19 protein-coding genes are annotated in these 25787 nt (G+C 68.9%); 10 read left to right on the plus strand and 9 right to left on the minus strand.

All coding sequences use genetic code 11. The features are described 5' to 3' along the window. Positions 1-10: 10 nt before the first annotated feature. Positions 11-2269, plus strand: coding sequence for a TonB-dependent receptor (locus tag Q8Q77_RS08060; protein WP_305582927.1), 2259 nt, complete (start codon positions 11-13; stop codon positions 2267-2269). Positions 2270-2356: 87 nt separating this feature from the next. Next, positions 2357-4027, plus strand: coding sequence for an alkaline phosphatase family protein (locus tag Q8Q77_RS08065; protein ID WP_305582929.1), 1671 nt, complete (start codon positions 2357-2359; stop codon positions 4025-4027). A 273-nt stretch (positions 4028-4300) separates the two neighbouring features. Here the strand turns inward: Q8Q77_RS08065 and Q8Q77_RS08070 are convergent, their stop codons facing one another. After that, positions 4301-5638, minus strand: coding sequence for an aromatic acid/H+ symport family MFS transporter (locus tag Q8Q77_RS08070; RefSeq protein ID WP_305582931.1), 1338 nt, complete (start codon positions 5636-5638; stop codon positions 4301-4303). Between the two features lie 97 nt (positions 5639-5735). Next, a complete protein-coding gene (locus tag Q8Q77_RS08075; protein ID WP_305582933.1) occupies positions 5736-7313 on the minus strand; it encodes a tannase/feruloyl esterase family alpha/beta hydrolase in 1578 nt (525 codons plus the stop codon). 332 nt (positions 7314-7645) lie between these two features. Between Q8Q77_RS08075 and Q8Q77_RS08080 the strand changes: the two genes are divergently transcribed. Next, positions 7646-9259 carry an AMP-binding protein gene (locus tag Q8Q77_RS08080; protein ID WP_305582935.1) on the plus strand — a complete coding sequence of 538 codons (1614 nt, stop codon included), beginning with the start codon at positions 7646-7648 and terminating at the stop codon, positions 9257-9259. A gap of 60 nt (positions 9260-9319) precedes the next feature. Here the strand turns inward: Q8Q77_RS08080 and Q8Q77_RS08085 are convergent, their stop codons facing one another. Beyond that, positions 9320-11671, minus strand: coding sequence for a bifunctional salicylyl-CoA 5-hydroxylase/oxidoreductase (locus tag Q8Q77_RS08085; protein WP_305582937.1), 2352 nt, complete (start codon positions 11669-11671; stop codon positions 9320-9322). A 107-nt stretch (positions 11672-11778) separates the two neighbouring features. On the opposite strand from Q8Q77_RS08085, the gene Q8Q77_RS08090 reads away from it, so the two are divergent. The 5 genes from Q8Q77_RS08090 to Q8Q77_RS08110 are packed head-to-tail and all read left to right on the plus strand — an operon-like array spanning position 11779 to position 14839. Continuing rightward, positions 11779-12540: an SDR family NAD(P)-dependent oxidoreductase gene (locus Q8Q77_RS08090; RefSeq protein ID WP_305582939.1), complete on the plus strand. Its 762-nt coding sequence runs from the start codon at positions 11779-11781 to the stop codon at positions 12538-12540. 4 nt (positions 12541-12544) lie between these two features. Further along, positions 12545-13057, plus strand: a complete 513-nt coding sequence (locus Q8Q77_RS08095; protein ID WP_305582941.1) for a MarR family winged helix-turn-helix transcriptional regulator — start codon at positions 12545-12547, stop codon at positions 13055-13057. Continuing rightward, on the plus strand, positions 13057-13890 hold the full coding sequence (locus tag Q8Q77_RS08100; protein WP_305582943.1) for an enoyl-CoA hydratase family protein: 834 nt from the start codon (positions 13057-13059) through the stop codon (positions 13888-13890). The genes Q8Q77_RS08095 and Q8Q77_RS08100 overlap by 1 nt, the downstream gene beginning before the upstream one ends. Before the next feature lie 8 nt (positions 13891-13898). After that, positions 13899-14402 (plus strand): thioesterase family protein, encoded by a 504-nt coding sequence (locus tag Q8Q77_RS08105; RefSeq protein WP_305582945.1) that lies wholly within the window; start codon positions 13899-13901, stop codon positions 14400-14402. Beyond that, on the plus strand, positions 14399-14839 hold the full coding sequence (locus Q8Q77_RS08110; protein ID WP_305582947.1) for a RidA family protein: 441 nt from the start codon (positions 14399-14401) through the stop codon (positions 14837-14839). Before Q8Q77_RS08105 ends, Q8Q77_RS08110 begins: the two co-directional genes overlap by 4 nt. 3 nt (positions 14840-14842) lie before the next feature. On the opposite strand, the gene Q8Q77_RS08115 is transcribed toward Q8Q77_RS08110, so the two are convergent. Next, positions 14843-16015: an acyl-CoA dehydrogenase family protein gene (locus tag Q8Q77_RS08115; protein ID WP_305582949.1), complete on the minus strand. Its 1173-nt coding sequence runs from the start codon at positions 16013-16015 to the stop codon at positions 14843-14845. A 167-nt stretch (positions 16016-16182) separates the two neighbouring features. Between Q8Q77_RS08115 and Q8Q77_RS08120 the strand changes: the two genes are divergently transcribed. Beyond that, positions 16183-17352 (plus strand): acyl-CoA dehydrogenase, encoded by a 1170-nt coding sequence (locus Q8Q77_RS08120; protein WP_305583115.1) that lies wholly within the window; start codon positions 16183-16185, stop codon positions 17350-17352. A gap of 24 nt (positions 17353-17376) precedes the next feature. Here Q8Q77_RS08120 and Q8Q77_RS08125 read toward each other — a convergent pair whose 3' ends face one another. The 4 genes from Q8Q77_RS08125 to glk form a co-directional block, all read right to left on the minus strand. Beyond that, positions 17377-19053: an amidohydrolase gene (locus tag Q8Q77_RS08125; RefSeq protein WP_305582951.1), complete on the minus strand. Its 1677-nt coding sequence runs from the start codon at positions 19051-19053 to the stop codon at positions 17377-17379. A 39-nt stretch (positions 19054-19092) separates the two neighbouring features. Beyond that, positions 19093-20382, minus strand: coding sequence for a sugar MFS transporter (locus tag Q8Q77_RS08130; protein WP_305582953.1), 1290 nt, complete (start codon positions 20380-20382; stop codon positions 19093-19095). 37 nt (positions 20383-20419) lie between these two features. Beyond that, entirely contained in the window at positions 20420-22366 is a 1947-nt protein-coding gene (locus Q8Q77_RS08135; protein ID WP_305582955.1) for a glycoside hydrolase family 3 protein, read from the minus strand. Between the two features lie 80 nt (positions 22367-22446). Further along, entirely contained in the window at positions 22447-23508 is a 1062-nt protein-coding gene (glk, locus tag Q8Q77_RS08140; protein WP_305582957.1) for a glucokinase, read from the minus strand. A 195-nt stretch (positions 23509-23703) separates the two neighbouring features. Between glk and Q8Q77_RS08145 the strand changes: the two genes are divergently transcribed. Further along, positions 23704-24714, plus strand: coding sequence for a LacI family DNA-binding transcriptional regulator (locus Q8Q77_RS08145; protein ID WP_371130427.1), 1011 nt, complete (start codon positions 23704-23706; stop codon positions 24712-24714). Here the strand turns inward: Q8Q77_RS08145 and Q8Q77_RS08150 are convergent. After that, a complete protein-coding gene (locus Q8Q77_RS08150; protein ID WP_305582961.1) occupies positions 24711-25709 on the minus strand; it encodes a LacI family DNA-binding transcriptional regulator in 999 nt (332 codons plus the stop codon). The two genes, Q8Q77_RS08145 and Q8Q77_RS08150, sit on opposite strands and share 4 nt — an antisense overlap. Positions 25710-25787 lie beyond the last annotated feature (78 nt).

A 25787-nucleotide genomic window follows, 5' to 3' on the forward strand; every position in this document is an offset into this window, starting at 1 on the left:
GGAGGGGAAGATGAACCTAGGAAAGCAACTGCTCTGCGCGTCGGTCTGCGTGACCGCCTTGGCCTGGTCGTGCGCGGCGAACGCCCAGGACAGCGCGCGCGACATCCAGATCGAGGAGGTCGTGGTCACCGCCCAGAAGCGGTCCGAGAATCTCCAGAATGTGCCGATGTCGGTGACGGCGATCAGCGCCGCCGAAGTCGAGTCGCGGCACATCTACGACCCGGCGCAACTCCAGTTCATCGCGCCCAGCCTGCAGCTGAAGAGCTTCAACGCCGCCGTCGGCGCCACCAACTTCTCGGTCCGGGGCGTAGGCACGCTCAGCTTCGCCAACTCCATCGACGCCAGCGTCACCACGGTGATCGACGGGGTGGTCATGGGTCGTCCCGAGATGGGCGTCATGAACTTCCTCGACCTGCAGCAGATCGAGGTGCTGAACGGGCCGCAGGGCATGCTGTTCGGCAAGAACGCCTCCGCCGGCCTGGTCAACATCACCACCAAGCGGCCGGTGCTCGGGGTCTATGAAGGCCTGGCCCGCGCCGAGGCCGCGCAGATCAACTCACCCGAGAGCCCGATCCAGTATCTAACCCAGGGCGTGCTCAACCTGCCGCTGGGCGAGGACGCCGCGATCCGCCTCAGCGCTTCGTTCACCCACACACCCGCCCTGCTGAAGAACCTGGTCAACGCGCCGGGCAGCAAGTGGGACCAGGACCAGTACAATCTGAAGGCCAAGTTCTACTGGGCGCCCAACGAGAAGCTGAACGTGTTCGTGGCCGGCGATTTCGCCAAGTCCGAAGGCATCGGCGCGGGCTCGGCGGCCGACCGCCGCGTCCTGCCCACCAGCTTCTTCGCTCCGGAAAACACCCAGCTCGGCATCGTCCCTAGCCCGGAGAACGCCTTCTCGAGCTACGGCGCCAAGACCAATGTCTTGTTCAAGGTTGGCGGCGCGCAGGCCAACGTCGACTATCAGTTCGACAATGGCTTCATTCTAACCAACATCCTCGCCTACCGGTTCTTCAAGGCTCAAAACACCTTCGATTCCGACAAGCACCGGATCAACATCCTCGATCTGAACTCGCAGCGCGCCAAGAACACCCAGGTGACGAACGAGCTGCGGCTTACGTCGCCCACCGGCGGCCGGTTCGAGTACCAGGTCGGCCTCTACTACTACCAGGGCGACATCGACATGAGGGCCATGGCTGCGGGCAACAACGGCCTGCCCGCGCCCGCTCCGCCGGCCACATCGAGAGTGGGCATCGTGTCCGACGGGGCCCTGGCGTCCACGAGCTATGCGGTCTTCGGACAAGGCACGGTCAACTTCACAGATGACCTGCGGCTGGTGTTGGGCGCGCGCTATACGCGCGATGAGCTCAGTGTGTCGACGGTCAACAGCCTTCTCGGCGGCGCCCTCGCGCCCTTCGGCGCCGTTGGCGTCCGCAATCAGGCCCTCGACCAGGAAAACATCTCCTGGCGCTTCAGCGGTCAATATGACGTCACCGACGACATCATGACCTACGTCACCGCGGCCCGCGGCTACAAGGGGCCTGGCTTCAACCTGTCGATCGATGTCAACGCACCTCAGATCGCCCCTGAATACCCGATGCTCTATGAAGCGGGCATAAAGTCGACGCTGTTCGATCGCCGCCTGATCCTCAACCTCTCCGCCTATTGGGAATCGTTCGAGGACTTCCAGGCCCAGGCCTTCGACGTGCCCTCGAACGGCTATGTGCTGCTCAACGCCGGCGAGCTGATCTCCCGCGGCGCGGAACTTCAGGCCACGGCGATCCCGATCGAGAACCTGACTCTCAATCTGGGCGTCAGCTATGTCGACGCCTACTTCAAGACCTTCATGGCCGACCGCTGCTACGCCGACCAGCCTGGCTGCCGGGTCAACGGAACCGTCGACTCCTCGGGCAACCGCCTGCCGAACGCGCCCAAGTGGACCACCACCCTGAGCGCCGCCTACAAGCGCGACCTGACCGGCGAGATCGAGGGCTTCGCCCAGGGCTCGCTCTATCACCGCAGCGGAATCAACTTCAATTCCAACGGCGATCCCCGGACCGTCCAGGCCGCCTACACCGTCTTCGACGGCAGCGTCGGCTTCGGCGACATCGGCGGGCGTTGGAAGGCCTCGCTGTTCTGCCGCAACTGCTTCGACGAGCGGTACGTGACCTTCATCAACGCCAGCTCGCAGTCGCGGCGCGACTACTACCACATGTTCGGATTGAACTCGTTCCGGACCATCGGCCTCTCCCTCGAAGGCCGGTTCTAGGCGCCCCCCCGCCTTCGGCATGGGCGGCGACGGAGACGTCGCCGCCCATCGCATTTTCGCCGCACCCTTTCCCGCCCGGACCGTCCCATGAAGAACATGCTTCTCGCCGCCGTCGCCGCGGCGGCCCTGACGGCGCCGGCCATGGCGGCTCCCGCGCCGAAGCCGAAGCTGGTCGTCGTAATCTCCATCGACCAGTTCGGGGCCGATCTCTTCAGCGCCAATCGGGCGCGCTTCCACCATGGCCTCAAGCAGCTCGGCGACGGGATCGTCTATCCGAGCGCCTACCACGCCCATGGCCAGACCGAGACCTGCGCGGGGCACGCGGTGATCCTGGCCGGCCGCCATCCCAGCAAGACCGGCATCGTCGCCAACCAATGGTACGACTCCGCGACGGGCAAGTCGGTCTACTGCACCGACGACGGCGCCGGGGTGGCCGCGATCACGCCCAGAGAGTCCGGCGTCGGCCCGGGCCTGCTCAAGGGCTCCACCTTCGCCGACTGGCTGAAGGCCGCCGACCCGAAGGCCCGCGTGGTCGCCATAGCCGGCAAGGACCGCTCGGCGATCATGCTCGCGGGCCATCAGCCCGACGCGGCCTTCTGGCTCACGGCCAAGGGCTTCGACACCTGGGGTGCGGATCCGGAAGCCGCCCGGCGGAGACTGGAACTGCTCACCGGCTTCAACGCGGTCCTGGCGGCGCGCAAGCCCACGGCCTGGACCTATGCGGACCCGGCCTGCCGGAAGCTTGAGCGCGAGGTCGCCCTGGCCGGCGGCCAACGGTTCGCCTCGCGCGTGCCGCCGGCCCCGCCGCCGCCCTTCCCCGGATCGCCGCTGCGGCCGGACGCCGCCCCGCCCCCGCCGGTCATCGACGCGCTGACCCTGGAAGCCGCGTCCCGCCTCATCAAGACGATGGACCTTGGCGGCGGCGGCGGCGCGGACCTGATCGGCATCGGGCTCTCGGGCACAGACATGGTCGGCCACGCCTATGGGACCCAAGGACCGGAGATGTGCGATCAGCTCGCCCATCTGGACAGGTCGCTCGGCAAGTTCCTGGCGGAGCTCCGCAAGGATCGCCGCGAGACCCTGGTCGTGGTGACCGCCGACCATGGCGGCGCCGACTTTCCCGAACGCCTGGCCGAGCGCGGCTATGGCGACGCCCGGCGGCTGGATCCGCGGTCCTTCCTCGCGGCGCTCAACGCCCAGGTCCGGGCGCAGGCCGGCGTCGACTGGTCGCCCATCAAGAGTTCCGGCCTCGACGTGACCCAGCTCTATGTCGTCGACCGGGCGGGCCGCCCGCTGGCCGACGACCAGACCCGGGCGAAGATCCTGGAACAGGCTGTCTCGGCTCTGCGCGCCCACAAGGATGTCGCCGGGGCCTGGACGGCGCAGGAGCTGGCCTCACGTAAGGTCGACGCTCGCACTGAAGCGCCTCTCCTCGACCTCGGCGACCGCATGGCGCTGTCCTTCTTTCCCGGGCGTTCCGGCGACATCAGCCTGGCCCTGGACCCCATGGTGACGCCCGTCCCGGCCATTCCCGGCCTGTTCCTCCTGGGTCACGGAAGCCCCTACGACACCAACCGCCGAGTGCCTCTGATTTTCTGGTGGCCGGGCGTGGCGGCGCAGGAACGCACCGCGCCGGTCAATGTCGTCGACCTGGCGCCGACCCTCGCCGACGCCCTGGGCGTTCCCGTTCCCACGGAGATCGACGGACGGTCGCTCCACATCGAAACGACCCAGGCCCAAACAGCGAAGGCGCACTGATATCTAGAGCGTTTTGCCTCGACTAATTTTATATTTAAACTATTGAAACTGGAAATACCTTCGAGGGTCGCCACCGCACGGCGTCCCGCGAACCACGTAGCTCGCCGGCCTCCCTGCAGCGAGCTGCGTCGGCTTGACCCCGGCGACCATGGACGCGCTCGCCGGGGTCAAGTTCGCCGATCGCGTTGCGCGAACCGCGGGCACCATCGCGAGCCGCGCTTCCCCGATTCCGGCCATCGGGGGATGGCCGGAATCGGGTTCCTCGCTCAGATCTTAAGAGTTGGCGGCGGCCCGCGCCGCTGCACGTGACGGGCGACCCGCCAGCCAGAGCATGAAGACCGCTACGGCGCACACTGCGCTGGGCACGGCCGCGCCGCCGAACAGGGCCGGCTGGCTCCAGTGGGCCGAGAGCGCGACGCCGCCGGCGGTCGGGCTGATCACCGCGCCCAGTCGACCGACCCCCAGCGCCCAGCCGACGCCCGTCGAGCGCGCGCTGGTCGGGTAGACCGACGCGGCCAGGGCGGTCATGCCGAGCTGGGCGCCCACGACACCGAAGCCGGCGAAACCGACCAGCACCAGGGTGAGCCAGGCCGGCCCGCCCAACACCCCGATCGCCGCCGTCATCACCGCGGCGAACAGGAACATGGTCGAAAGCACCAGATAGGGGCCCCATCGGTCCACGAGGTAGCCCGCGGCCAGCCCGCCGATGATGCCGCCCATCTGGAAGAGCGAGACCGTCTTGATGGCCGCACCCATGCTCCAGCCGGCGTCCGTGAACACGCTCGGCAGCCAGCTGGTCAGAAGGTACATGCCGAACAGGCTGAAGAAGAAGACCAGCCACAGGACCGCCGTCAGGCCGCCGCGGCCGTCGCTGAACAGCTCCCGGAGCGCGCCCTTGGTCTGGGGATGGTCGACGACGAAGCTGTGGCTCGCCTGGTATCGGTAGGCCGGGTCGATCCGCTCCAGGATCGCGCCCAGCCGCTGGCTGGCGGCCGGGCGCAGGGCCAGGAACTTCGGCGATTCCGGCAGGGCCGCCAGCAAGATCAGGCTGATCAGCAGCGGGATGACGCCGCCGGCGATGAAGACCGCGCTCCACCCCCAGTGTGCGATCAGGTCGCCCGCCAGGAAACCGCCCACCACGCCGCCGAACGGTACCGCCGAAAAGGTCACCGTGACCAGGAAGCTGAGGCGCTTGGCCGGCACGTATTCCGCCGTCAGGGCCGTCGCGTTTGGTAGGCAGCCCCCGATGCCGATCCCCGTGAGGAACCGCGCGAGCATCAGCTGCTCCACGTTCTGCGCGAAGGCCGTGGCCAGCGAGGTGACGCCGACGAAGACGAAGGAGGTGATCAGGGTCTTGCGGCGCCCGAGGCGGTCGCCCAGCAGGCCGAGGCCCATGGTCCCCAGCATGATGCCAGCGAAAGACGCGGACAGGACGGGGCCGAAGGCCGACTTCGGCAGGCCCCACTCGGCCGTCAGCCTGGGCACGACCAGCGCCATGCTCTGGATGTCAAAGCCATCCAGGAACGCGACCATCGCGCACAGGAGGATGACGAACGTCTGGTAGCCGCCGACCCGCGAGCGGTCGATCAGCTGGGATACATTGACCTGCATCTGTCCTCCTTGCCCGGCGGACCGATCGCGGACGCGATCCCTGCCCCGAGCGCGCTGATGGAAGGGCCGGGCGCGCAGGGCGAGCCCGGCCCCGGTTTCACTTTCGTGGCGAGGCCTCGTCCGGCGCGGCGCAGCGGTAGCTGCCGGGATCTTCCCGATCTCCCGAGCCGCCGTACTTGGTGATCGCCGGATAGGCGCAGTACGCCCGGTTGAAGGACGGTCCGCCGTCCGACCCGCGCCGGCGCGCGGGCAGCCGGACCGGAACCACGCCCGCCTCCACCCAATCGATGACGTCGCTCATGGCGTCGATCTCCTCGGGTCCGTAGCCGCCGGCGCAGTGGGCGACGCCGGGGATCAGGAAGAACCGGTAAAAGTCCTGGGTCTGCGAAGGGCCCTGTCGCGCGACGACCTGGTCGTAATAGTGCAGCCCCATGCCGGGATTGAGCGCCGTGTCGGCCCACCCCCAGAAGGTGATCATCTTGCCGCCCCGGGCCCTGAAGGCGGCGAGGTCGGGCGTGGGATTGAAGATCGCGTCGGCGCCACGGATCCGGGCCGGATCGGTGCGGAAGTCGAAAGCCGCCGGATCGTAGGCCGGGTCCCTGAAGCCGATGTACTTGGTCCAGGACGTCGCGAAGACTGTCAGGACGTCGGGCGAACCGCTCGGGGTCATGGTGAAGGGAAAGAGCGTGCTCGGGTGCTCGAAGCCGGGGGTCTGGACCACCCAGGGCGGCGTGCCGGGCCCCTTCGGAGGCCCGGCATAGACCTTGCGCAGGGCCTCGGCCTCCGAGGCGGTGAAGCAGTCGGCCCCGCCGTCCTCGCAGGAGGGAAGATCGCGCCTGGGGTCGAAGTCGCAGCGGCGGGGATCGTCGATCAGGCCGTCAGCGAGGCCGTCCAGCTCGTCGCACCGGGCCATCACCGCCTTGAAGACCGGCGCCATCCGCTCGAAGGTCAGGCCCGAGCCGCTCAGAGCCTGACGGTTCCACAGCCCCTTGATCATGATGCTCGACCAGTCGAGCGTCGGGGCTCCGGCGACGATGCCGTCGAAGTCGTCGGGATAGCGCTGCGCCGACATCACGCCTTGGCGGCCGCCGGTCGAGCAGCCGTCCCAGTAGGCGTAGCGCGGGCGGGCGCCGTAGTAGGCGGTCGCCAGGGCCTTGGCATGGGTCACGGTGTCGTGGACGGCCTGGTGGCCGTGGTTCACCAGCTTGGCCTGGTCCAGGGCGAAGGTGGCCAGGGGCTCGCGCGACGCCAGGTGACCGGTGTCCGTGCGCGCGGTGGCGAAGCCGTTGGCCAGGCCCAGGACGCGTGAAGCCTGTTCACGGTCCCCTTCGGCGTCCTCTCCCGCATAGCCGCCGTTGCCGTACATGTAGAGCCGGCCGTTCCAGGCGCTCGGCAGGTTGACCTGGAAGCCCGCGCCGGACGGGAGCACGCCGTCGATCCGGCAGTGTTCCGGCGCTTGCGGGGTCGCCGCGACCAGCCTGGCGCCGGCCCCGGAGGAGTCGCAGGCCGCGGCTGGCCGGTGCGGGGTCGCGCGATAGTCAACGGCCGCGGTTTCCGCCCGGCTGAACGTGTGCCTGTTGCCGCTGGCGAATGACGCCGCAGGCAGGCTCGCCGCCAAGGCGGCAAGGCAGAAGCCCAGAGTCCGTGAACCCAGAGTCTGTGAACGTTGTCTCAAGTTCGCGCACTCCACCCGCCAGACGCTCGGGGCCGCGCCGGTTTCAGTCTCCGCCCCGATCGCAGCAGAGCGCATTATCCTTTAAGTTTGAAGCGATTTGTTCTGAATTCGAACAGCGACCGCCGAGCCGTGGGGGTCCGCGTCCGTTTTGGCGGCCAGAGGTTCTGGATTCTTCCGAATGAGGTTTTCTTTTGTTTTTACAATCTCATGACCCGCACCCCACACGGCCGCACGCTCTTTCCGCGTCGGGTTTCTCAACGCCGTACGTTGACACGAGGTATTTTAGACATAAAGTTTTTTTGATCCTCACGATACGTTGGAGCGCAAGGTCGATGCTTTACCCGTCCGGTCACAAGGACACCTTTGCGCGCGACCATCTCCCACCCGAGGACTCCTGGCCGGTCATCGACCTCGGCCTGGCCGACTTGGACTACCCAAGGGTCCTGAACTGCGCCGCCGTCCTGATCGACGCGGCGCTGGACGAGGGGTTCGGGGACAAGCCCGCGATCCTCCAGGGCGAGAGCGTGCTCACCTATTCCGAGCTGGCGGCCAGGACCAACCGGATCGCCCGGGTGCTCACCGAGGACCTCGGCGTCGTGCCGGGCGGCCGGGTCCTGCTGCGGGGCGAGAACTCGCCGGTAATGTTCGCCTGCTGGCTGGCGGTCATCAAGGCCGGAGCGATCGCCGTCACCACCATGCCGATGCTCCGGGCCGCGGAGCTCAAGACCATCATCCACAAGGCGCAGGCGAGCCTGGCGCTCTGCGGTCAGGACCTCTGCGACGAGGTATTCGCCGCGCGCGAACCCGGCGGCGCCCTGACGCGGGTGGTCTCCTTCGGCCCCGGAAGCGAGCTCGACACCCTGGCGGCCGAGAAGCCGGCGACCTTCGAACCCGTCCCGACCAGCCAGGACGATGTCTGCCTGATCGCGTTCACCTCGGGCACCACCGGCGAGCCGAAGGCGGCGATGCACTTCCACCGCGACGTCCTGGCCATGTGCGACACCTTCTGCCGCCACATCCTGCGGCCAGGTTCGGACGCCATCTTCACAGGCACCCCGCCGATCGCCTTCACCTTCGGCCTGGGTGCGCTGCTGGTCTTCCCGCTGCGCTTCCGGGCGACCGCCGCCCTGCCCCACCAGTCCAACCCCGACGCCCTGTGGCAGGCCATTGCGCGGCATCGCGCGACCCACGTCTTCACGTCGCCCACCGGCTACCGCGCCATGCTGGCCCGCGCGCCGGACGAGGCCCTGGCCAGCGTCGAGGCCTGCGTGTCCGCCGGCGAGCATCTCCCGAAATCCGTCTCCGACGCCTGGTTTGAACGCACCGGCGTGCGCCTCATCGACGGGATCGGGGCCACCGAGATGATCCACATCTTCATCTCCGCCACCCCGGAGACCACCCGGCCCGGCGCCGTGGGCAAGGCGGTGCCCGGCTTCCAGGCCTGCCTGCTCGACGATCAGGACCTTCCGGTCGAGGGGGTGGGCGTCGGCCGCCTGGGCGTGCGCGGGCCGACGGGATGCCGTTACCTGTCCGACGCGCGCCAGGCGAAGTACGTGGTCGCGGGCTGGAACGTCACCGGCGACATCTTCCGTCGCGACGAGGACGGCTATTATTGGTACGTGGCCCGCGCCGACGACATGATCGTCTCCAGCGGCTACAACATCGCCGGCCCGGAGATCGAGGCCGCCCTGATGACCCATCCGAGCGTCAACGAGTGCGCGGTGGTCGGCTGGCCGGACCGGGAGCGGGGCCAGATCGTCAAGGCGGTCATTGTGGTGAAGCCCGACATCGCCGCCGACCCGGCCCTGGCCAAGGCGCTGCAGGACCACGTCAAGGCCACGCTCGCGCCCTACAAATACCCGCGCCTGATCGAGTTCCGGACCGCGCTTCCCAAGACCACCACGGGCAAGATCCAGCGCAGCGCCCTGCGCGCCGAGGCGCACTAGGGCCGCGATCCTTCTCCCCTGGCGGGAGAAGAATCCTTGGCTGTCCTCAATCTCCCAGCACTATTCCGCCGCGAACCTGGAGCCGACCAGTGCGGCGGTGGCGAGCGCCTTGCCGCCCACGGGCTTGGCCCGGCGGCGCAGGTCCAGCAGGTCCTCGCGTTCCCGGCGGGAGTTGGCGGTCTGGGCCTCGAAGCCCGGCAGGTACTGCGGCGGGCAGTCCAGCTTCACGCCGTACCAGGCCGCCGCGCGCAGGGTGAAGGACGGATCGGCCAGATGGCCACGTCCCACGGCCACCAGATCGGCCCGGCCGGCGGCCAGGATGGTGTTCACCTGGTCGGGCGTGCTGATGGCGCCCACGCACATGGTGGAAACCGACACCGAGTTGCGGATCCGGTCGGAGAAGGGCGTCTGGAACATGCGTCCGAAGATCGGCTTGGCGTCGGGGACGGTCTGGCCGGTCGAGACGTCCACCAGATCGCAGCCGTGCTCGGCGAACGCCTGGGCGATCGCAACGGACTCCGCGGCGGTGACGCCGCCCTCTTTCCAGTCGGTCGCCGAGATGCGCACCGACATCGGCTTTTCGCGCGGCCAGACATCCCGGATCGCGTCGAAGACCTCAAGCGGGAAGCGCAGGCGGTTCTCCAGGCTGCCGCCGTACTCGTCGGTCCGACTGTTGGTCAGCGGCGAGACGAACGAGGCGAGCAGGTAGCCGTGGGCGCAGTGCAGCTCGAGCATGTCGAAACCCGCCCGCTCGCCGCGGACCGCGGCGGCCAGGAAGTCGGCCTTCACCTCGTCCATGTCCTCGCTTGTCATGGGCCGCGGGATCTCGCTGTTCGGATAGTAGGGGATCGCCGAAGCCGAGATCAGCGGCCAGCCGCCAGCCTCCAGCGGCTGGTCCATGCCGTCCCACATCAGCTTGGTGGCGCCCTTGCGTCCGGCGTGGCCCAGCTGCAGGCAAATCTTCGCCGCCGAGTTGGCATGGGCGAACTCGACAACGCGGCGCCAGCCGGCCTCCTGCTCGTCGGTATAGATCCCAGCGCAGCCGTGGGTGATGCGGGCGGTCGGCGAGACGGTGGTCATCTCGGTGAAGATGAGCCCGGCGCCGCCCAGGGCGCGCGCGCCGAGGTGGACCAGGTGCCAATCGGCCGGAAGGCCCTCGTCGGCGGAGTAGGTGCACATTGGCGAGAGCACCACCCGGTTGGCGAGCTCCATCTCGCGGAGCCGGTAGGGCTGGAACATGGGCGGGGTGTCTGGGCCGCGGGTGCGCAGGCCGCGGGCGGCCTGGTCCTGCTCGAACTCTCGGGTGACCCGCTCGACGAACTCCGGCGCCCGCAATGCCAGGTTGTCATAGGTGATCGCCTTGGCCCGGGTCATCAGGCCGAAGGCGAACTTGGCGGGCTCGTAGTTCCAGAAGCGGGCGAGCTGCTCGAACCAGACCAGCGACACGTCGGCGGCGTGCTGGGTCTTCTCCACGTCCTCGCGACGGGCCTGCTCGAATCTCGCCAGGGCCGCGGGCGCGTCGGCCTCGGCCTCGAAGGCCTCGAAGAGGGCGATAGCGTCCTCCATGGCCAGCTTGGTGCCGGCTCCGATGGAGAAGTGGGCGGTGGCCTTGGCGTCGCCCAGCAGGACGACATTGCCCTTGGACCAGGCGCCGTTGCGGATCATTGGGAAGTTCCGCCACAGGGAGCGGTTGGTGATCAGCCCATGGCCCTCGAGCTGGCGCTGGAAGATGCCTTCCAGGAAGCGGGCCGAGGTTTCCTCGTCCATGTCCGCGAGGCCCGTGCGGTCGAAGGTCTCCGGATCGGTCTCGATCACCCAGGTCGAGCGGCCGGCCTCGTACTGGTAGCAGTGGGCGATGAAGACGCCGTACTCCGTCTCCTCGAAGAAGAAGGTGAAGGCGTCGAACGGACGGGTCGATCCCATCCAGACGAACTTGTTAGGACGCAGGTCGGTGGCGGTCCGGAAATGGGCCTCGTCGGCCGCGCGGATGCGGCTATTCACGCCGTCGGCAGCCACGATCAGGTCGCTGTCGGCGAAGGCCGAAAGGTCCTCGACCTCGCGTCCGAACTCCAGCTTCACGCCCAGCTCCCGGGCGCGGGCCTCAAGCAGCTCCAGCAGCGTGCGCCGCGCGCAGCCGCAGAAGCCGTTGCCGCCGACGCGAATCTTCTCGCCCTTGAAGTCGATCTCGATATCGTCCCAGTAGGTGAAATTGTCCAAGATCGCCGCATGGCTTTCGCGATCGTACTTCTGGAAAATATCCAGCGTCTGGTCGGAAAACACGACGCCGAAACCAAACGTGTCGCCAGACCTGTTGCGCTCGACGATGGTTATGTCTGCGTTCGGACGAGCTTTTTTCATCAGGATGGAGAAATAGAGCCCTGCCGGACCTGCGCCGATCACGGAAATATTCATCTTTTCTTTCCGAACACTTGAGTCGCCGCTCGACGCGACGGAATGTTTTAATCTTGAAATTTGTTGAGCCGCGAGTCAAGATCGCCGCCTCGAATGGGAGAAGCAGGTTGGACAACCTCACGGGCCGGCACGCCCTGATCACCGGGGGCAATCGCGGCATCGGCGCGGCGATCGCCGGCGCGCTCGCCGCGGCCGGCGCCACCGTGTCGATTGTCGGCCGGGACGAAGCCTCGTTGAAGGCCCAGGTCGATCTCGGCCGCGCCCGCGCCTGGCGCGTCGCCGACGTGACCGACCAGGGCTCGTTCGCCGCGGCGGCGCAGGCGTTGGCGCAGACCTCGGGGCCCATCGACATCCTCGTGAACAACGCCGGCGGCGCCTTCAGCGCGCCCTTCGCCAAGACCTCGGCCGACGATTTCCGGCGCATGATGGATCTGAATTTCATGGGCGTCGTCCACGGGGTCCAGGCCGTGCTGCCCGGGATGGTCGCGCGGAGAAGCGGCCGCATCGTCAACATCGCCTCGACCGCCGCGCTCAAGGGCTATGCCTATGTCTCGGCCTACGTCGCGGCCAAGCACGCGGTGCTAGGCCTGACGCGGTCGCTGGCGCTCGAGACCGCCAGGTCGGGCGTGACGGTCAATTGCGTCTGCCCGGGCTTCACCGATACGGATCTGATTGCGGACAGCGTCGAACTGATCATTCAAAAGACCGGCCGCGTCGCGACCGAGGTCAGGGCCGAGCTGGCCCGGGCGAACCCGCAAGGGCGCCTGATCCAGCCGGACGAAGTCGCCGCAGCCGTCACCTGGCTTTGCGGTCCAGGGGCGGGATCAGTCACCGGCGTCGCCCTGCCGGTCGCCGGAGGAGAGATTTAGGATCATGGATCGAAACGCAGAGCTGGTTCTCGACGCCGAGACGAAGGCGCTGGAAGCGCCGCACGACCACAAGAACGAGCTGCGCCTGTGGCTGCGCCTGCTCACCTGTTCGAACCTGGTCGAGACCGAGATCCGCCGCCGCCTGCGCGAGCAGTTCGACGTCACCCTGCCGCGCTTCGACCTGATGGCGCAGCTCGAACGCGCGCCGGACGGCATGACCCTGGGCGAGATCTCCAAGCGGATGATGGTGTCCAACGGCAATGTCACCGGCCTGGTCGAGCGCCTGGTCGACAGCGGACACATCGTGCGCCGCTCGCCGCCCAACGACCGCCGCGTCCAGATCATCGCCATGACGGAGGCCGGCCACGCCGCCTTCGCCGAGATGGCGCGGGCCCATGAGGACTGGATCGCCGAGATGTTCGCAGGCCTGAGCGCCCGGGATGTGGACGGGCTGCTGAAGAGCCTGGCCAAGCTGAAGACCTCGGTCCAGGGCGCCACGCGCGACGGTGACGCCTGATGCCCCTGGCCTCATCCATCACCTTGCCGCTGAGCGGCTACAAGCCCAGCCACTTCCGGCTCGCCGTCCAGAACGGCGTCGCCCAGGTCACCCTGGACCGGCCGGAGAAGAAGAACCCGCTCACCTTCGACAGCTATCTCGAACTGGTGGACCTGTTCCGCGCCGCGGTGCGCGACGACGAGGTCAAGGCCTTCGTGATCACCGGCGCCGGCGGGAACTTCTGTTCCGGCGGGGACGTGTTCGAGATCATCGGTCCGCTCATCGAGCGCGACACCAAGGGTCTGATGGCCTTCACCCGGATGACCGGAGACCTGGTCAAGGCCATGCGCGCCTGCCCGCAGCCGATCATCGCGGCCGTGGATGGCGTCTGCGCCGGCGCCGGGGCCATCCTGGCCATGGCGTCCGACATCCGTGTCGGCACGAACTCGGCCGCCGTCTCGTTCCTGTTCAATCGCGTCGGCTTGGCCGGCTGCGACATGGGCGCCTGCGCCCTGCTGCCGCGCATCGTGGGCCAGGGGCGCGCCTCGGAGCTCCTCTATTTCGGCCGCTCGCTGAAGGGCGAGGAAGGCATGTCCTGGGGCTTCTTCAACCGGCTGTCGCAACCCGAGAGCCTGCTCGACGACGCCATGGCCATGGCCGCGGATATCGCCTCGGGTCCCACCTTCGCCCACGCCATGACCAAGCGGATGCTGCAGGTCGAGTGGGCCATGTCGGTGGAGGACGCCATCGAGTCCGAGGCCGTGGCTCAGGCCCTGTGCATGACCACCGAAGACTTCAAGCGGGCCTTCCACGCCTTCGCCGCGAAACAGCGGCCGGTCTTCCAGGGCGACTGAGGCGCGCCGTGACCCTCGCTTCCGAAACCTGCGGCCCGCGGTTCGCCGCGGACGACCGGGCTCGGCCTTCGCCGGTCGGCGCCTCGACCCTGCCTGCGGCCGCCTACCGGGCGTCGCGCATGGTGCGGTTCTCCGACTGCGACTCGGCCGGCATCGTCTACACGCCGCGCTATGTCGACATGCTCAACGGGGTGATCGAGGACTTCTTCCCCGCCGCTCTCGGCCTCGACTATCACGGCTTCATCACCGCGGGGATCGGGCTGGGCTACGCCAGCCTGCAGTGTGATTTCTTCCAGCCGGCACGCATGGGCGAGTTCCTGTCGATCACGCCACTGATCGACCGGATCGGCGGCGCCTCGGCGGGCTTCATCCTCCACGCCCATCGCGGTGAGGACGAGGTGTTCCGCGGTCGCCTGACTATGGTCACCACCGCCATTGAGGCCGGCCGGCCCATTCCGCTTCCGGCGCCGATCCGCGCCGCGCTCACCCGTTACCAGGAACAATGCCAATGACCTCCCCCGCCGCGCTCACCCCGCAAAAGGACGACGACAAGCCGAGCCGCCAGGTTCTGCAGCCCGGCGGCTGGCCCAAGCCGAGGGGCTATGCGAACGGCATCCTGGCGAGCGGCCGCACGATCTATGTGGGCGGCCAGATCGGCTGGAACGAGCGCGGCGAGTTCTCGTCGGACTTCGTCGAGCAGGTGCGCCAGACCCTTTCCAACATCGTCGCGGTGCTGGCCGAGGGCGGCGCGGGCCCGGCCGACCTGGTGCGGCTGACCTGGTACGTGGTGGACATGGAGGAGTATTCCGGCGCCCTACCCGCGATCGGCCGCGTCTATCGCGAGGTGATCGGCGCCCACTATCCGACCATGGCTCTCGTCCAGGTCGTCCGGCTGGTCGAGGCCGCAGCGCGCGTCGAGATCGAAGCCACCGCGGTCCTCGCCGACTGAACCTCAGCGCGACTTGGCGAACTCGCCGGCCAGCTGCCGGGCGATGACCACCTTCTGCACCTCCGAGGCGCCCTCGTAGATCCGCATGGCGCGGATTTCGCGGTAGAGCCGCTCGACGGGCGTCCCCACACGCACACCGAGCCCGCCCATGATCTGAACACTCTTGTCGATCACCGACTGTGCCGCCTCGGTGGCGTGGAGCTTCGCCATGGCGGCCTCGCGGGTGATCCGGGCGCCCATCCCCGCGCGGTCCCGCGCCCAGGCCGCCCGGTAGACCAGCAGCGCCGAAGTGTCGATGTCGACCGCCATCTCGGCCAGCTTGGCCTGGGTGAGTTGCAGGTCGCCCAGCACCCCGCCGAACATCGGCCGCCGCGCGGCGTGGGCCTGGGCCTCGTCCAGCGCGCGGCGCGCCAGTCCCAGGGCCGCGGCGCCCACGCTGGGCCGGAAGATGTCCAGGGTGCTGAGCGCCACCTTCATCCCCGCCCCCTCGTCGCCCAGGCGCGCCGACTCCGGGATGAAGCAGTCGTCGAAGCGGATCGTCGCCATGGGGTGCGGCGCGCAGATGTCGATGCGCTCCTCGGTCACGAAGCCGGGCGTCTGGGCGTCGACCATCAGGGCGATTGTCGATCGGGCCTCGCCGTCCAGGCGGGCGAACACCACGAACTGGTGGCCGATCCCGCCGTTGGAGATCCAGGTCTTGCGGCCCGACAGGCGGTAGCCGTCCAGGGTGCGCGTCGCCGTCGTGGTCATGGCGCCGGCGTCCGAACCCGCATCGGGCTCCGACAGGGCGAAGCCGGCCAGGCGCTCGCCCGAACGGATCCCCGGCAGCCATGTCCGCCGCTGCTCGGGCGTGCCGAACAGGACGACGGCGCCGGACCCCAGCCCCTGCATGGCGAAGGCGAAGTCCGCCAGGCCGGCGTGGCGCGCGAGGATCTCGCGGGTCAGGCAAAGGCTGGTAAGGTCGAGCTGTTCGCCGGCCTCCAGATCGGGGGCGGCGACCGCCAGCCAGCCCGCCTGCCCCATGGCCTCCACCAGGCGCAGGCAGGCGGCGTCTTCATCGCCCTCCTCCCCGACCAGGTCCGGGACGTTTTCGGCCGCCCAGGCGTCCAGGGCCTGCGCCATGGCCGCGTGCCGCGGCTGCAGAAACGGCCACTCCAGATAGGACTTGTCGCTCATGCGCCGCGTTCCCTTGTTCCAAGCTTCAATATTTTAGACTTCAACTTTTTTGCGCGAAGCAGGGCTTGTGGCAAGCGGTTCGATGATATTTTATGTCTAAACTATTATCGCGCCACAGGACGCCCGCCATGACCGACGCCTCGACCCTGCCCCAAGACGCCGCCCGCATGGCCGGGTTTGACTGGCGCGACCCGCTGCTGCTCGACGACCTGCTCAACGAGGACGAGCGGATGATCCGCGACGCCGCCCGCGACTGGTGCCGCGAGCACCTGTTCTCCCGCGTGCTGGAAGCCAACCGGAAGGAGATCTTCCATCGCGAGATCATGATCGAGGCCGGCCGCATGGGCTTCCTGGGCTCGACCATCAAGGGACACGGCTGCGCCGGCGCGTCCTATGTCGCCTACGGCCTGATCGCCCGCGAGATCGAGCGCGTGGACTCCGGCTACCGCTCGGCGGTGAGCGTGCAGTCCAGTCTGGTGATGCATCCCATCGACGCCTACGGGACCGAGGAACAGAAGCAGCGCTTCCTGCCCGGCCTGGCCAGCGGCGAACTGATCGGCTGCTTCGGCCTGACCGAGCCGGATCACGGCTCGGACCCCGGTGGCATGCGGACCCGCGCAGTGAAGGCGCCGGGCGGATATCGCCTCCGCGGCGCCAAGATGTGGATCACCAACAGCCCCATCGCCGACGTCGCCGTGGTCTGGGCCAAGGACGAACAGGACGTCATCCGCGGCTTCCTAGTGGAGCGCGGGATGGAAGGCTTCTCCACCCCCAAGATCGAGGGGAAGTTCTCGCTGCGCGCCTCGGTGACCGGCGAGATCGTGCTGGACGACGTCTTCGTGCCCGCCGCCAATCTCCTGCCCCATGTCAGCGGTCTGAAGGGCCCGTTCGGCTGCCTCAACCGCGCGCGCTACGGCATCGCCTGGGGCGCCATGGGCGCGGCGGAGTTCTGCTGGCAGGCGGCCCGGGACTACACCGTCGAACGCACCCAGTTCGGACGGCCGCTGGCCGCCACCCAGCTGGTGCAGAAGAAGCTCGCCGACATGCAGACGGAGATCACGCTCGGCCTCCACGGCTGCCTGCGGCTTGGCCGCCTGATGGACGAGGGACGCGCCGCGCCCGAGGCCGTGTCGCTGATGAAACGCAACAACTGCGGCAAGGCGCTGGATATCGCGCGGCAGGCCCGCAACATGCACGGCGGCAACGGGGTCAGCGACGAGTTCCATGTGATCCGTCACGTGATGAACCTGGAGGCCGTCAACACCTATGAAGGCACCCACGACATCCACGCCCTGATCCTGGGTCGCGCCCAGACCGGCTTGCAGGCCTTCTTCTGAGGGCAATTCTGAGGCTTGGGGCGCTCAGAAGTCGGGGCTCCTGTAGACTTCCTTGCCGCCCACATAGGTCGCCAGGGCCTTCATGTCGCGAATGCGGGCCGGCGGCGCGGTGAGGAAGTCGTCGGTCAGCACGGCGAAGTCCGCCAGCTTCCCGGGTTCGATGGAGCCTTTCGACCCCTGCTCGCCAATCATCCGGGCATAGTTGATGGTGACCAGCTCCAGCAGCGCCTTGCGTGAAGCCAAGCCCTGACGCGGACCGAAAACGCCCCCCGAAATCGTGTCGCGGGTGAGGAAGTGATAGAGCTCCCAGAAGGGGTTGTAGGGGATGACCGGCGCGTCGGTGCCGCCGGCGAGCAGGAGGTCGGCCTCGGCCAGCAGCTTCAGCGGCGTCACCTGCTCGGCGCGTTCGCGGCCCCAGTATTTCTCAAGCACCGGCGCCGCCAGATAGAGGTGATCCTGGACCGAGACCGCCACGTCGAGCCGCTTTAGTCGGTCGACCTGGTCGGGGCGGACGATGAAGGCGTGCTCGATGCTCCAGCGCTTGCCGGCGATCGGCCGGTCGTGATCGGCCGCGGTGTAGGCGTCGAGCACCACGTCCAGGCCCGCATCGCCGACCGCGTGGGTCGTGGGCCGCCAACCCAGCCGGTTGAGCTCCATCACCACGGCCTTGTAGGACTCGGGCGCCAGCGTCTGGATGCCGAAGAACGTGCCGCCGTTTCCATAGGGTTCGGCGTAGGGGCTGGACATGTTGCCGCCCTCGAAGCCGCCGTCGACGCCCAGCTTGACGCCGCCGATCCGCAGCCAATCGCCGCCTTCGTCCGGCTTCACGCCCCAGCGTTCGAGGAACGGACCGACTTCGGCGGCCGAGCGAAGCCCGAACCCCGGCAGGTAGAAAACGTAGCGCAGGCTCAGTTCCCCCGCCGCGTCCGCCGCCTTGAGCAGGCTATAGGCCTTCAGGGGATCGCCCTTGTAGAATCCAGGGACCCGCACCGCCGTCACGCCATACGCGTTCAGCGCCTTCTGGGTCGCCAGGACATCGGCCCGGGTCACGGGCGCAGGCGGCGGCAGGGTGACGAACGCCTTGGCCGCGTCGATCAATTCGCCCGTCAGCGCGCCCGCCTTGTCCCGGGGGATCGCCCCGCCGGCCGGGGCCTGGGTCTCCTTCGAGAGGTTCCATTTCCGGAGCGCCGCGGAATTCAGGATGTAAGAGTGGCCGCCCCGCACCAGGACGACGGGCCTGTCAGCGCTGGCCTGGTCCAAATCCGCAGCCGTCGGCAGACGCTGCTCGCTCAACTGCGCCTCATGCCAGTCGGCGTTGGAGACGATGATCGCGCTCTCAGGGGCGGCGTCGGCGACGGTCTTCACGGCGCTCAGCAGCTCGGACATCGAGCGGACCTTCGACAGGTCCACCCCATCGCCGCCGCCCTCGTTGTGGAAGTGGGCGTCGGCCAGGCCCGGGCTGACGAAGCGGCCGTGCAGGTCGATCACCCGCGACTGAGGCCCAATGTGCTTGCGGACCGCCCCGTTCGAACCGACGGCGACGAACCGCTCGCCGCGCACCGCAATGGCCTGCTGAACCGAGCCCCTGCCGTCCGCGGTGAACACCTTGCCGTTCACGAGCACCAGGTCGGCCGGCGGCGTCGCCGCCTGCGCGGCTCCCACGGCCAAGGCCAGCGTCCCAACCGCCAGCGCGCACGTCACGCCTCGCCTCATCTCCAGCCCCTTCATTCGCGCGAAATCCTAAGCCTTTGCGACCCAGAGGCGCGCGGCCAGCCAGCCATAGACAGCAATCCAGGCGTAGCAGATGGCCGGCACCAACAGGCTGACGCTGAGGCCCGCCAAGTCCGCCACCCGCCCGGTGATCAGGGGGATGATCGCGCCGCCGACGATGGCCAGGCACAGCAGCCCCGACCCCTGCGGCGTCCGTTCGCCCAGGCCCTCGATGGCCAGGGTGAAGATCGTCGGGAACATGATCGAATTGAACAGCCCGATGGCGATGATGGCGACGGCGGCGATCATGCCGACCGTGGCGGCCGAGGTGCAGGCCAGCAGTCCCGCGACCAGGGCGCAGACGCACAGGGCCATGCCCGCCGGGACCCGGCTCAGCACCGCCGAGCCGATGAACCGGCCCACCATGGCCCCGCCCCAGTAGAGCGCCACCAGCTGCCCGGCCGAGGCGGCGACCGCGCCCAGCGTCTTGTCCAGCATGAGGTAGTTGATCATGATCGAGCCGATCGAAACCTCGGCGCCCACATAGACGAAGATCGACAGCGCCCCGAGCGCGAGACGCGGACGCCGCAGCAGCCCGAGATCGAAGCCCGCCCCCTGCCCGCCAGCGGCGGATGGCGCGGCCGGCGAACGGCGCAGGAACCAGAAGACGATGGCCAGGACCAGGAGGATGGCGGCGATGCCCAAGAACGGCGCCTGGACGGCGTCGGCCTCCGCCCGGCGGAAGGTTTCCAGCACCTCCGGCGCGACCTTGGCCGCGTCGGGCGCCGTCACTCCGCCCTGGAGGATCAGGGCGGCGCCGACCAGCGGGCCGATCGTCGTGCCGAGCGAGTTGAAGGCCTGGGCCAGGTTCAATCGGGAGTGCGAGGTCGCCGCCGATCCCAGCAGCGCGATCAGGGGATTGGCCGCCACCTGCAGGGTGGTGATCCCCGCTGCCATCACGAACAGGGCGAACAGGAAGGCCGGATAGACCCCGAGCTGAGCGGCCGGCGCGAACAGCAGGCAGCCACCCGCCATGATCACCAGGCCGACGACGATCTGCCGGAAGTAACCGATCCGCGCCAGCAGGAAGCTCGCCGGGATCGAGAACACCAGATAGCCGAGAAAGAAGGCGAACTGGGTCAGCATCGCCTCGGTGTAGTTGAGCTGGAAGAACCCCTTGAGCTTGGGGATCAGGGTGTCGATCAGGACGGTCGCGAAGCCCCAGGCGAAGAACAGCATGACCACCAGCGGCACGACCTTGGAGGCCGAGGCCGGCGCCGCCGCCGCCGGCGCGCGATTGAGTTGGATCGGGGCTTCCACGGTCAGGCCTCCTGTCGCGTGATCGGACTGTGCGGGATCATCGGCGCAGCGCGTAGCCGAAGGGATAGAGCGGGGCAGCGCTGTCGTGGGGCCGGTCCGGCGCCTGGGCCCGGACAGCGTCCATCGACGACGGCAGCTCGAACGGCAGGCGGCCTTCCGGCTTCGCCTTGCCCACGACCACGTCCAGCAAGGCCTCGTCGCTGGCGCCAAAGTCGCCGATCAGGGCGCTGGCGTGGTCCTTGACGTTGGTGAGGATCGCCGGCCGGTCGAGGAAGACGCTAACGATGGTCGGGACCTTGGCTGCCGCGGCCTTGATGGCCTCGTAATCCGGCGCGCCGTCCTTGAAGTCGAGATCGCCCTCATGCTGCATCAGGCCGAACAGGTAGTTCGGGTGCAGGAGCTGATGGGGCGCCTGGGTGCGGATGATCGCCACGTCGGCCGCCTCGGGCGAGTCGACCGCGATCAGGCCCCGCGCTGTCGCCGCGGCCGGCGAGACGCCGCGCAGGAACACCTTCTTCCCCGCCGCCAGGGGCAGGGTCGCGCGCCGGTTCTCCAGCAGCACCAGGGATCGGCTCTGGGCCGCCTCGGCCTCGGCCTGGAAGGCCGCGGACCCGACAATGCGGGCGGCGGCGGCCGGGTCGACATAGGGGTCCTCAAACAGGCCGAGCTCGAACTTCTGTTGCAGGACGCGGCGGGCCGACTGCTCCAGCCGCGCCTCGGTCGCCTGGCCGGACCGAACGATCTCGACCAGCAGGTCCGTGCGCTCCGTGCCGCCGAACTGGTCCACGCCCGCGTCGAGCGCCTTGGCGAACCGGCCGATCTCGGAGAGATCCTCCACGCCCCAGGGCATGCCCAGGAGCGGACGGTCTCCGGCCTTCCAGTCGCCTCGGCAGGCGGCCGGACAGTCGTTGGTGATCAGCCAGTCGGAGACCACCACGCCCTTGAACCCGTAGGTCCCTCGCAACAGGTCGGTCAGCAGGAACTTGTTGAAACCCGCCCCCACCTGCTCGACGGGCCGGCCGTTGATCTTCAGGTCCTGGAGGATGGAATAGGTCGGCATGACGCCACCGGCCTGGGCCTGGAACGCGCCTTCGAAGGGCTTCACATGCTGGGCGAACGCCCCGCCGGGGAAGCTCGCGAAGCGGCCATAGATGCTGTGGCTGTCCCAGCCCTCCTTCGCCGCGCCATAGCCCACCCAGTGTTTGACCACCGCGACGACGCTGTCAGGGCCCAGGCCGTCCTCGCCGTCCTGGAAGCCGGCCACATAGGCCCGCACCATCCGCCCGACGAGGTCGGCGTCCTCGCCGAAGGTGCCCGTGGCCCGCGACCAGCGCGGCTCGGTGGCGAGGTCGGCCTGCGGCGAGAGCGCCATGTGGAAACCGACGGCGCGGTATTCCTGCCGCGCCACCTCGCCGAACCGGCGGGTCAGGCGCTCGTCGCCGATCGCCGCCAGGCCCAGGGCCTCGGGCCACTTCGAGAACCCGCCCGAGGCGACGCCGGCGCCCGCGACATGCTGGAAGTGGTTGCGGGGATCGGTGCTGATGGTTAGCGGGACGCCCAGGCGGGTCTGCTCGGCCAGGGCCTGGAGCCGGTTGTTCTCCTCGGCCAGGGCCGCGCCGCCGCCGCTCAGGCGGCTGATGAAGCTGTTCACCCGCCGCTCGGCGATGAGCGCCGCGGCGCCCTCGACGTCGTAGCGCTCGCCCATACCCATGGGGCTGGCGGGAGCCGGCAAGGTCCCGTGCATCAGCACGCCGGCCTTCTCCTCGAGCGTCATGCGCTGGACGAGATCGGCGGCGCGGACAGCCGGAGACGCGCGCCAGTCCTCGTAGGGATCCAGGCCGCCGCTTCGGTTCAGGTCCTTGAAGTTGAGGCCGTCGACGGAGATGATAGGAGCGCCGCGGACTCCGAGCCGCGGCTGCGGCGCGGCGCTCGCCGCCTGCGCGACGAGTAAGAGCCCAACGGCCCAGCAGACCCGGTCAAACATCTTCCGCCCCCTGTTTCGGCGCTTCTCCCCCGAGAAAGCGGCGGGCGATCGAGGAGGCCTCGACCACCCGCCAGTCAGCGTCATGGGGAAACGCTTCGCGCACGAAGAAAGCCAGTCTCCGGTAACGTTGTCAATACAGAGCGCTCCTTTTCAGGCATGGCGGCGGCGGCGAACCTCGCGGCGCCCAGGACGGCGGTGTGGGCCTGGGCCACCCGGCGCGTGGGAATGGCGGCGGCATAGGCCTGCAGGCGGCCCTTGGCCTCGAACCGTTCGCGGAACGCGCTCGCCTCCAGGAAGGCTGCGATGCTGTTGGCGAGTCCGCCGGCGATGAACACGCCGCCTTGGGCTCCAAAGGTGAGGGCCGCGTCGCCCGCCACCGAACCGAAGATGGCGCAGAACCGCGCCAGGGTCTGGGCGCAGAGGTCATCGCGGCCGCGCATGCCGAGCGTGGCGATGTCCTCCGGCGTCAGGTCGGGATCGGCGTAGACGCCGCTGATCTGGCCGAGGGTCAAGTAGAGGATCCGCAGTCCGGGCCCCGACACCAGGCGCTCGACGGAGACCCGGCCGTACCAACGGCGAAACCGCCGAAGGATCTCGATCTCCATGTCGTCTGTCGGGGCGAAAGACACGTGGCCGCCCTCCCCGGCGATCACCTGCGTCGGCGCATCGACGCCGCCCAGCATCGCGGCCAGGCCGAAGCCGGTTCCGGCGCCGAGGACGATGCGCGGCGCCCCCGCAACGCCTGTCATGGCGGGGCCGATCGGCGGGGTGTCATGCTCGGCGAGCGCTGCGACCCCGATGGCCAGGGCCTCGAAGTCGTTGAGCAGCCGCACCGGGCCGAGGCCGAGGTCGCCCAGGTCATCGAGCCGCACGTTCCAGGGTGCGTTGGGCAGGTCCGCGCCGGCGGGTCCGACAGGCCCCGCGACCGCGAAGGCCGCGGCCTGCGGACGCATCCGCGCGCTCACCCGGCCGGCTCCGCTGAGGAACTCGCCCACGACCGCGCGCAGGTTCGGGAAGTCGCGGCAGCGGAAGTCCTGCGCGTACAGCAGGTCCGGTTGGCCGGCGCCCACCTCGGCGAGCGCCAGGCGAGCGTTCGTGCCGCCGATGTCGGCCGCCAGGACAAAGGTCTCGGACGCGATCAAGAGGCCCTCCCTACGGGCTGCTGCCGCGCGGCGCGCGGTCTGTTTGGATCGACAGAAAAGCCGATTGATAACGTTGTCAATCACAATGTGGCGCCCTTATCATGGCGGCGCTTCCCGATTGCATCGACTCCGGGAGTTTGCGAGGAACAGGGTGGTCGCTGCGGCGGCCGGGGCCAGGCGAGCCACGGAGTCCCTTTGGCGCGGCAACCGACGATCAAGGATGTAGCCGCGAGGGCCGGCGTGTCCTTCAAGACGGTGTCACGCGTCCTGAACGGCGAACCCCATGTCCGTCAGGAGCTGCGCGAGAAGATCACCGCCGCCGTCGCAGAGCTCGGCTACCGGCCCAGCGTCGCGGCCCGCGGCCTGATCGGCGCGCCCTCTCGGCTGATCGCATTCCTCTATGACAATCCGAACTTCGGCTATGTCGCCGAGGCCGAACTGGGCGCCCTGATCCGCTGCCGGCGCGCCGGCTACTATGTGGCGGTCGAGCCCATCGACAGCCAGGGCGACGTCGGCCGCCAGATCGAGCAGATTCTTTCAAGCCTCAGGGTCGACGGCCTGATCCTCACGCCGCCGATCTCCGACAACGCCGTCGCGATCGCCGCCATCGAACGGCTTGGCGTCCGCTATGTCCGCATCGCGCCGTGGGACGTCGCGGCCGGCTCGGCCAGCATCGTGGTCGACGACGCCCACGGAGCCAGCGCCCTGACCTCGCGCCTGCTGGAACTGGGCCACGAACGGATCGCCTTCGTGCAGGGCCCGCAGGATCACGGCGCTTCGCACCTGCGGCTCAGGGGCTATCTCGAGGCCATGCGCCAGGGGGGCCGCGAGCCGGACGCGAACCTCATTGTCCAGGGCGGCTTCACCTTCGAGTCGGGTGAGGCGGCCGGCGAGCAACTGATCGCGCTCGCTGAGCGACCCACCGCGGTGTTCGCCAGCAATGACGAAATGGCGTTCGGCGTCATGGCAGCGGCGCGGCGCGCGGGGCTCGACATCCCGGGCGACCTCTCGGTTGCCGGCTTCGACGACACCCGCTCGGCGCGGATGAGCTGGCCCCCGCTGGCGACGGTCCGCCAGCCCATCGCCGACATGTGCGCCGCCGCCGCGGACATGCTGATCGCCGCGGCCTCGGGCGCCCCCGCGGCCTTCCGGTCGATGTCGTTGTCGACGGAGCTGATCGAGCGGGCGTCCATCGGCCCGCGCTAGGGCGGTGGCGCGACGCTCTCGCGGCGGACGATCTCGAAATCGGACCGGCGCTGTTCGGTCTCGGCGCCGGCGTTGATCAGCATCTCCGCCGCGGCGGCGGCCATCTCGCGGATCGGCTGACGCACGGTCGTCAGGGGCGGCCAGGCGCGAAGGGCGAGCTCGCTATCGTCGAAACCCGCCACCGACACATCCTGCGGCACGCGCAAGCCAAGCCGGTTGGCCGCCGCCATGACGCCGAGGGCGGTGTCGTCGTTGCTCGCGAAGATCGCGGTCGGCCGCGCGGGCGCCGACAGGAGCTGGGCGCCGCAGGCCTCGCCGCCGGAGAAGTCGAAATCCCCCTGGGCGACCAGCGCTTCGTCGAAGGCGATGCCGTGCGCCTCCAGGGCGCGGCGATAGCCGTCGAAGCGCCAGGAGGCGGCCACGTGGTCGGGATGGCCGCGGACGAACCCGATCCGTCTGTGGCCGGTCTCGATCAGCAGTTCGGTCATGGCCTGGGCCGCGGCGATCTCATCAATCGAGATCGATGCGCCCCGTTCGGCAGAGAGGCCGGGCGAGAGACGCACATAGGGGGTGTTCGACGCCTCCAGGACGTCCAGCACGCCGAGATCGTCGGAGATCGGCGGGGTGACGATGAACCCGTCCGGGCGCAGCGCGGCGATGGCGTCCTCGACGGCTTCGGCGAAGCGCGGCTGGCGGCTGTCATAGGGTTGGGCCACCAGGTGATAGCCCGAGGCGCGGCATCGCCCGATCGCGCCCAGCTGGAACTCCGCCACATAGCCCGGGATGACCTCCGGAACGAGCAGGCAGATCAGGAACGAGCGGTTTCCCGGCAGGCCGCGGGCGAAGATGTTGGGCCGGTAGTCCAGCGCCTCGACAGCCTTCAGGACCCGCTCGCGGGCGGCGGCGCTGACGTGCCGCTCCCCGTTCATCACGCGGGAGACCGTCATGATGGACACCCCCGCCTGGGCGGCTACGTCCCTGATCGTCGTCGCCAAAACGCCGGCCTCTTGGTCGTCGGCGCGAGTCGCCCAACGTTCTCCGCAGCCACTATAGCGCGGAAATCCCTTGGCGAC

Source organism: Phenylobacterium sp. (assembly GCF_030698145.1).
GTDB lineage: Bacteria > Pseudomonadota > Alphaproteobacteria > Caulobacterales > Caulobacteraceae > Phenylobacterium.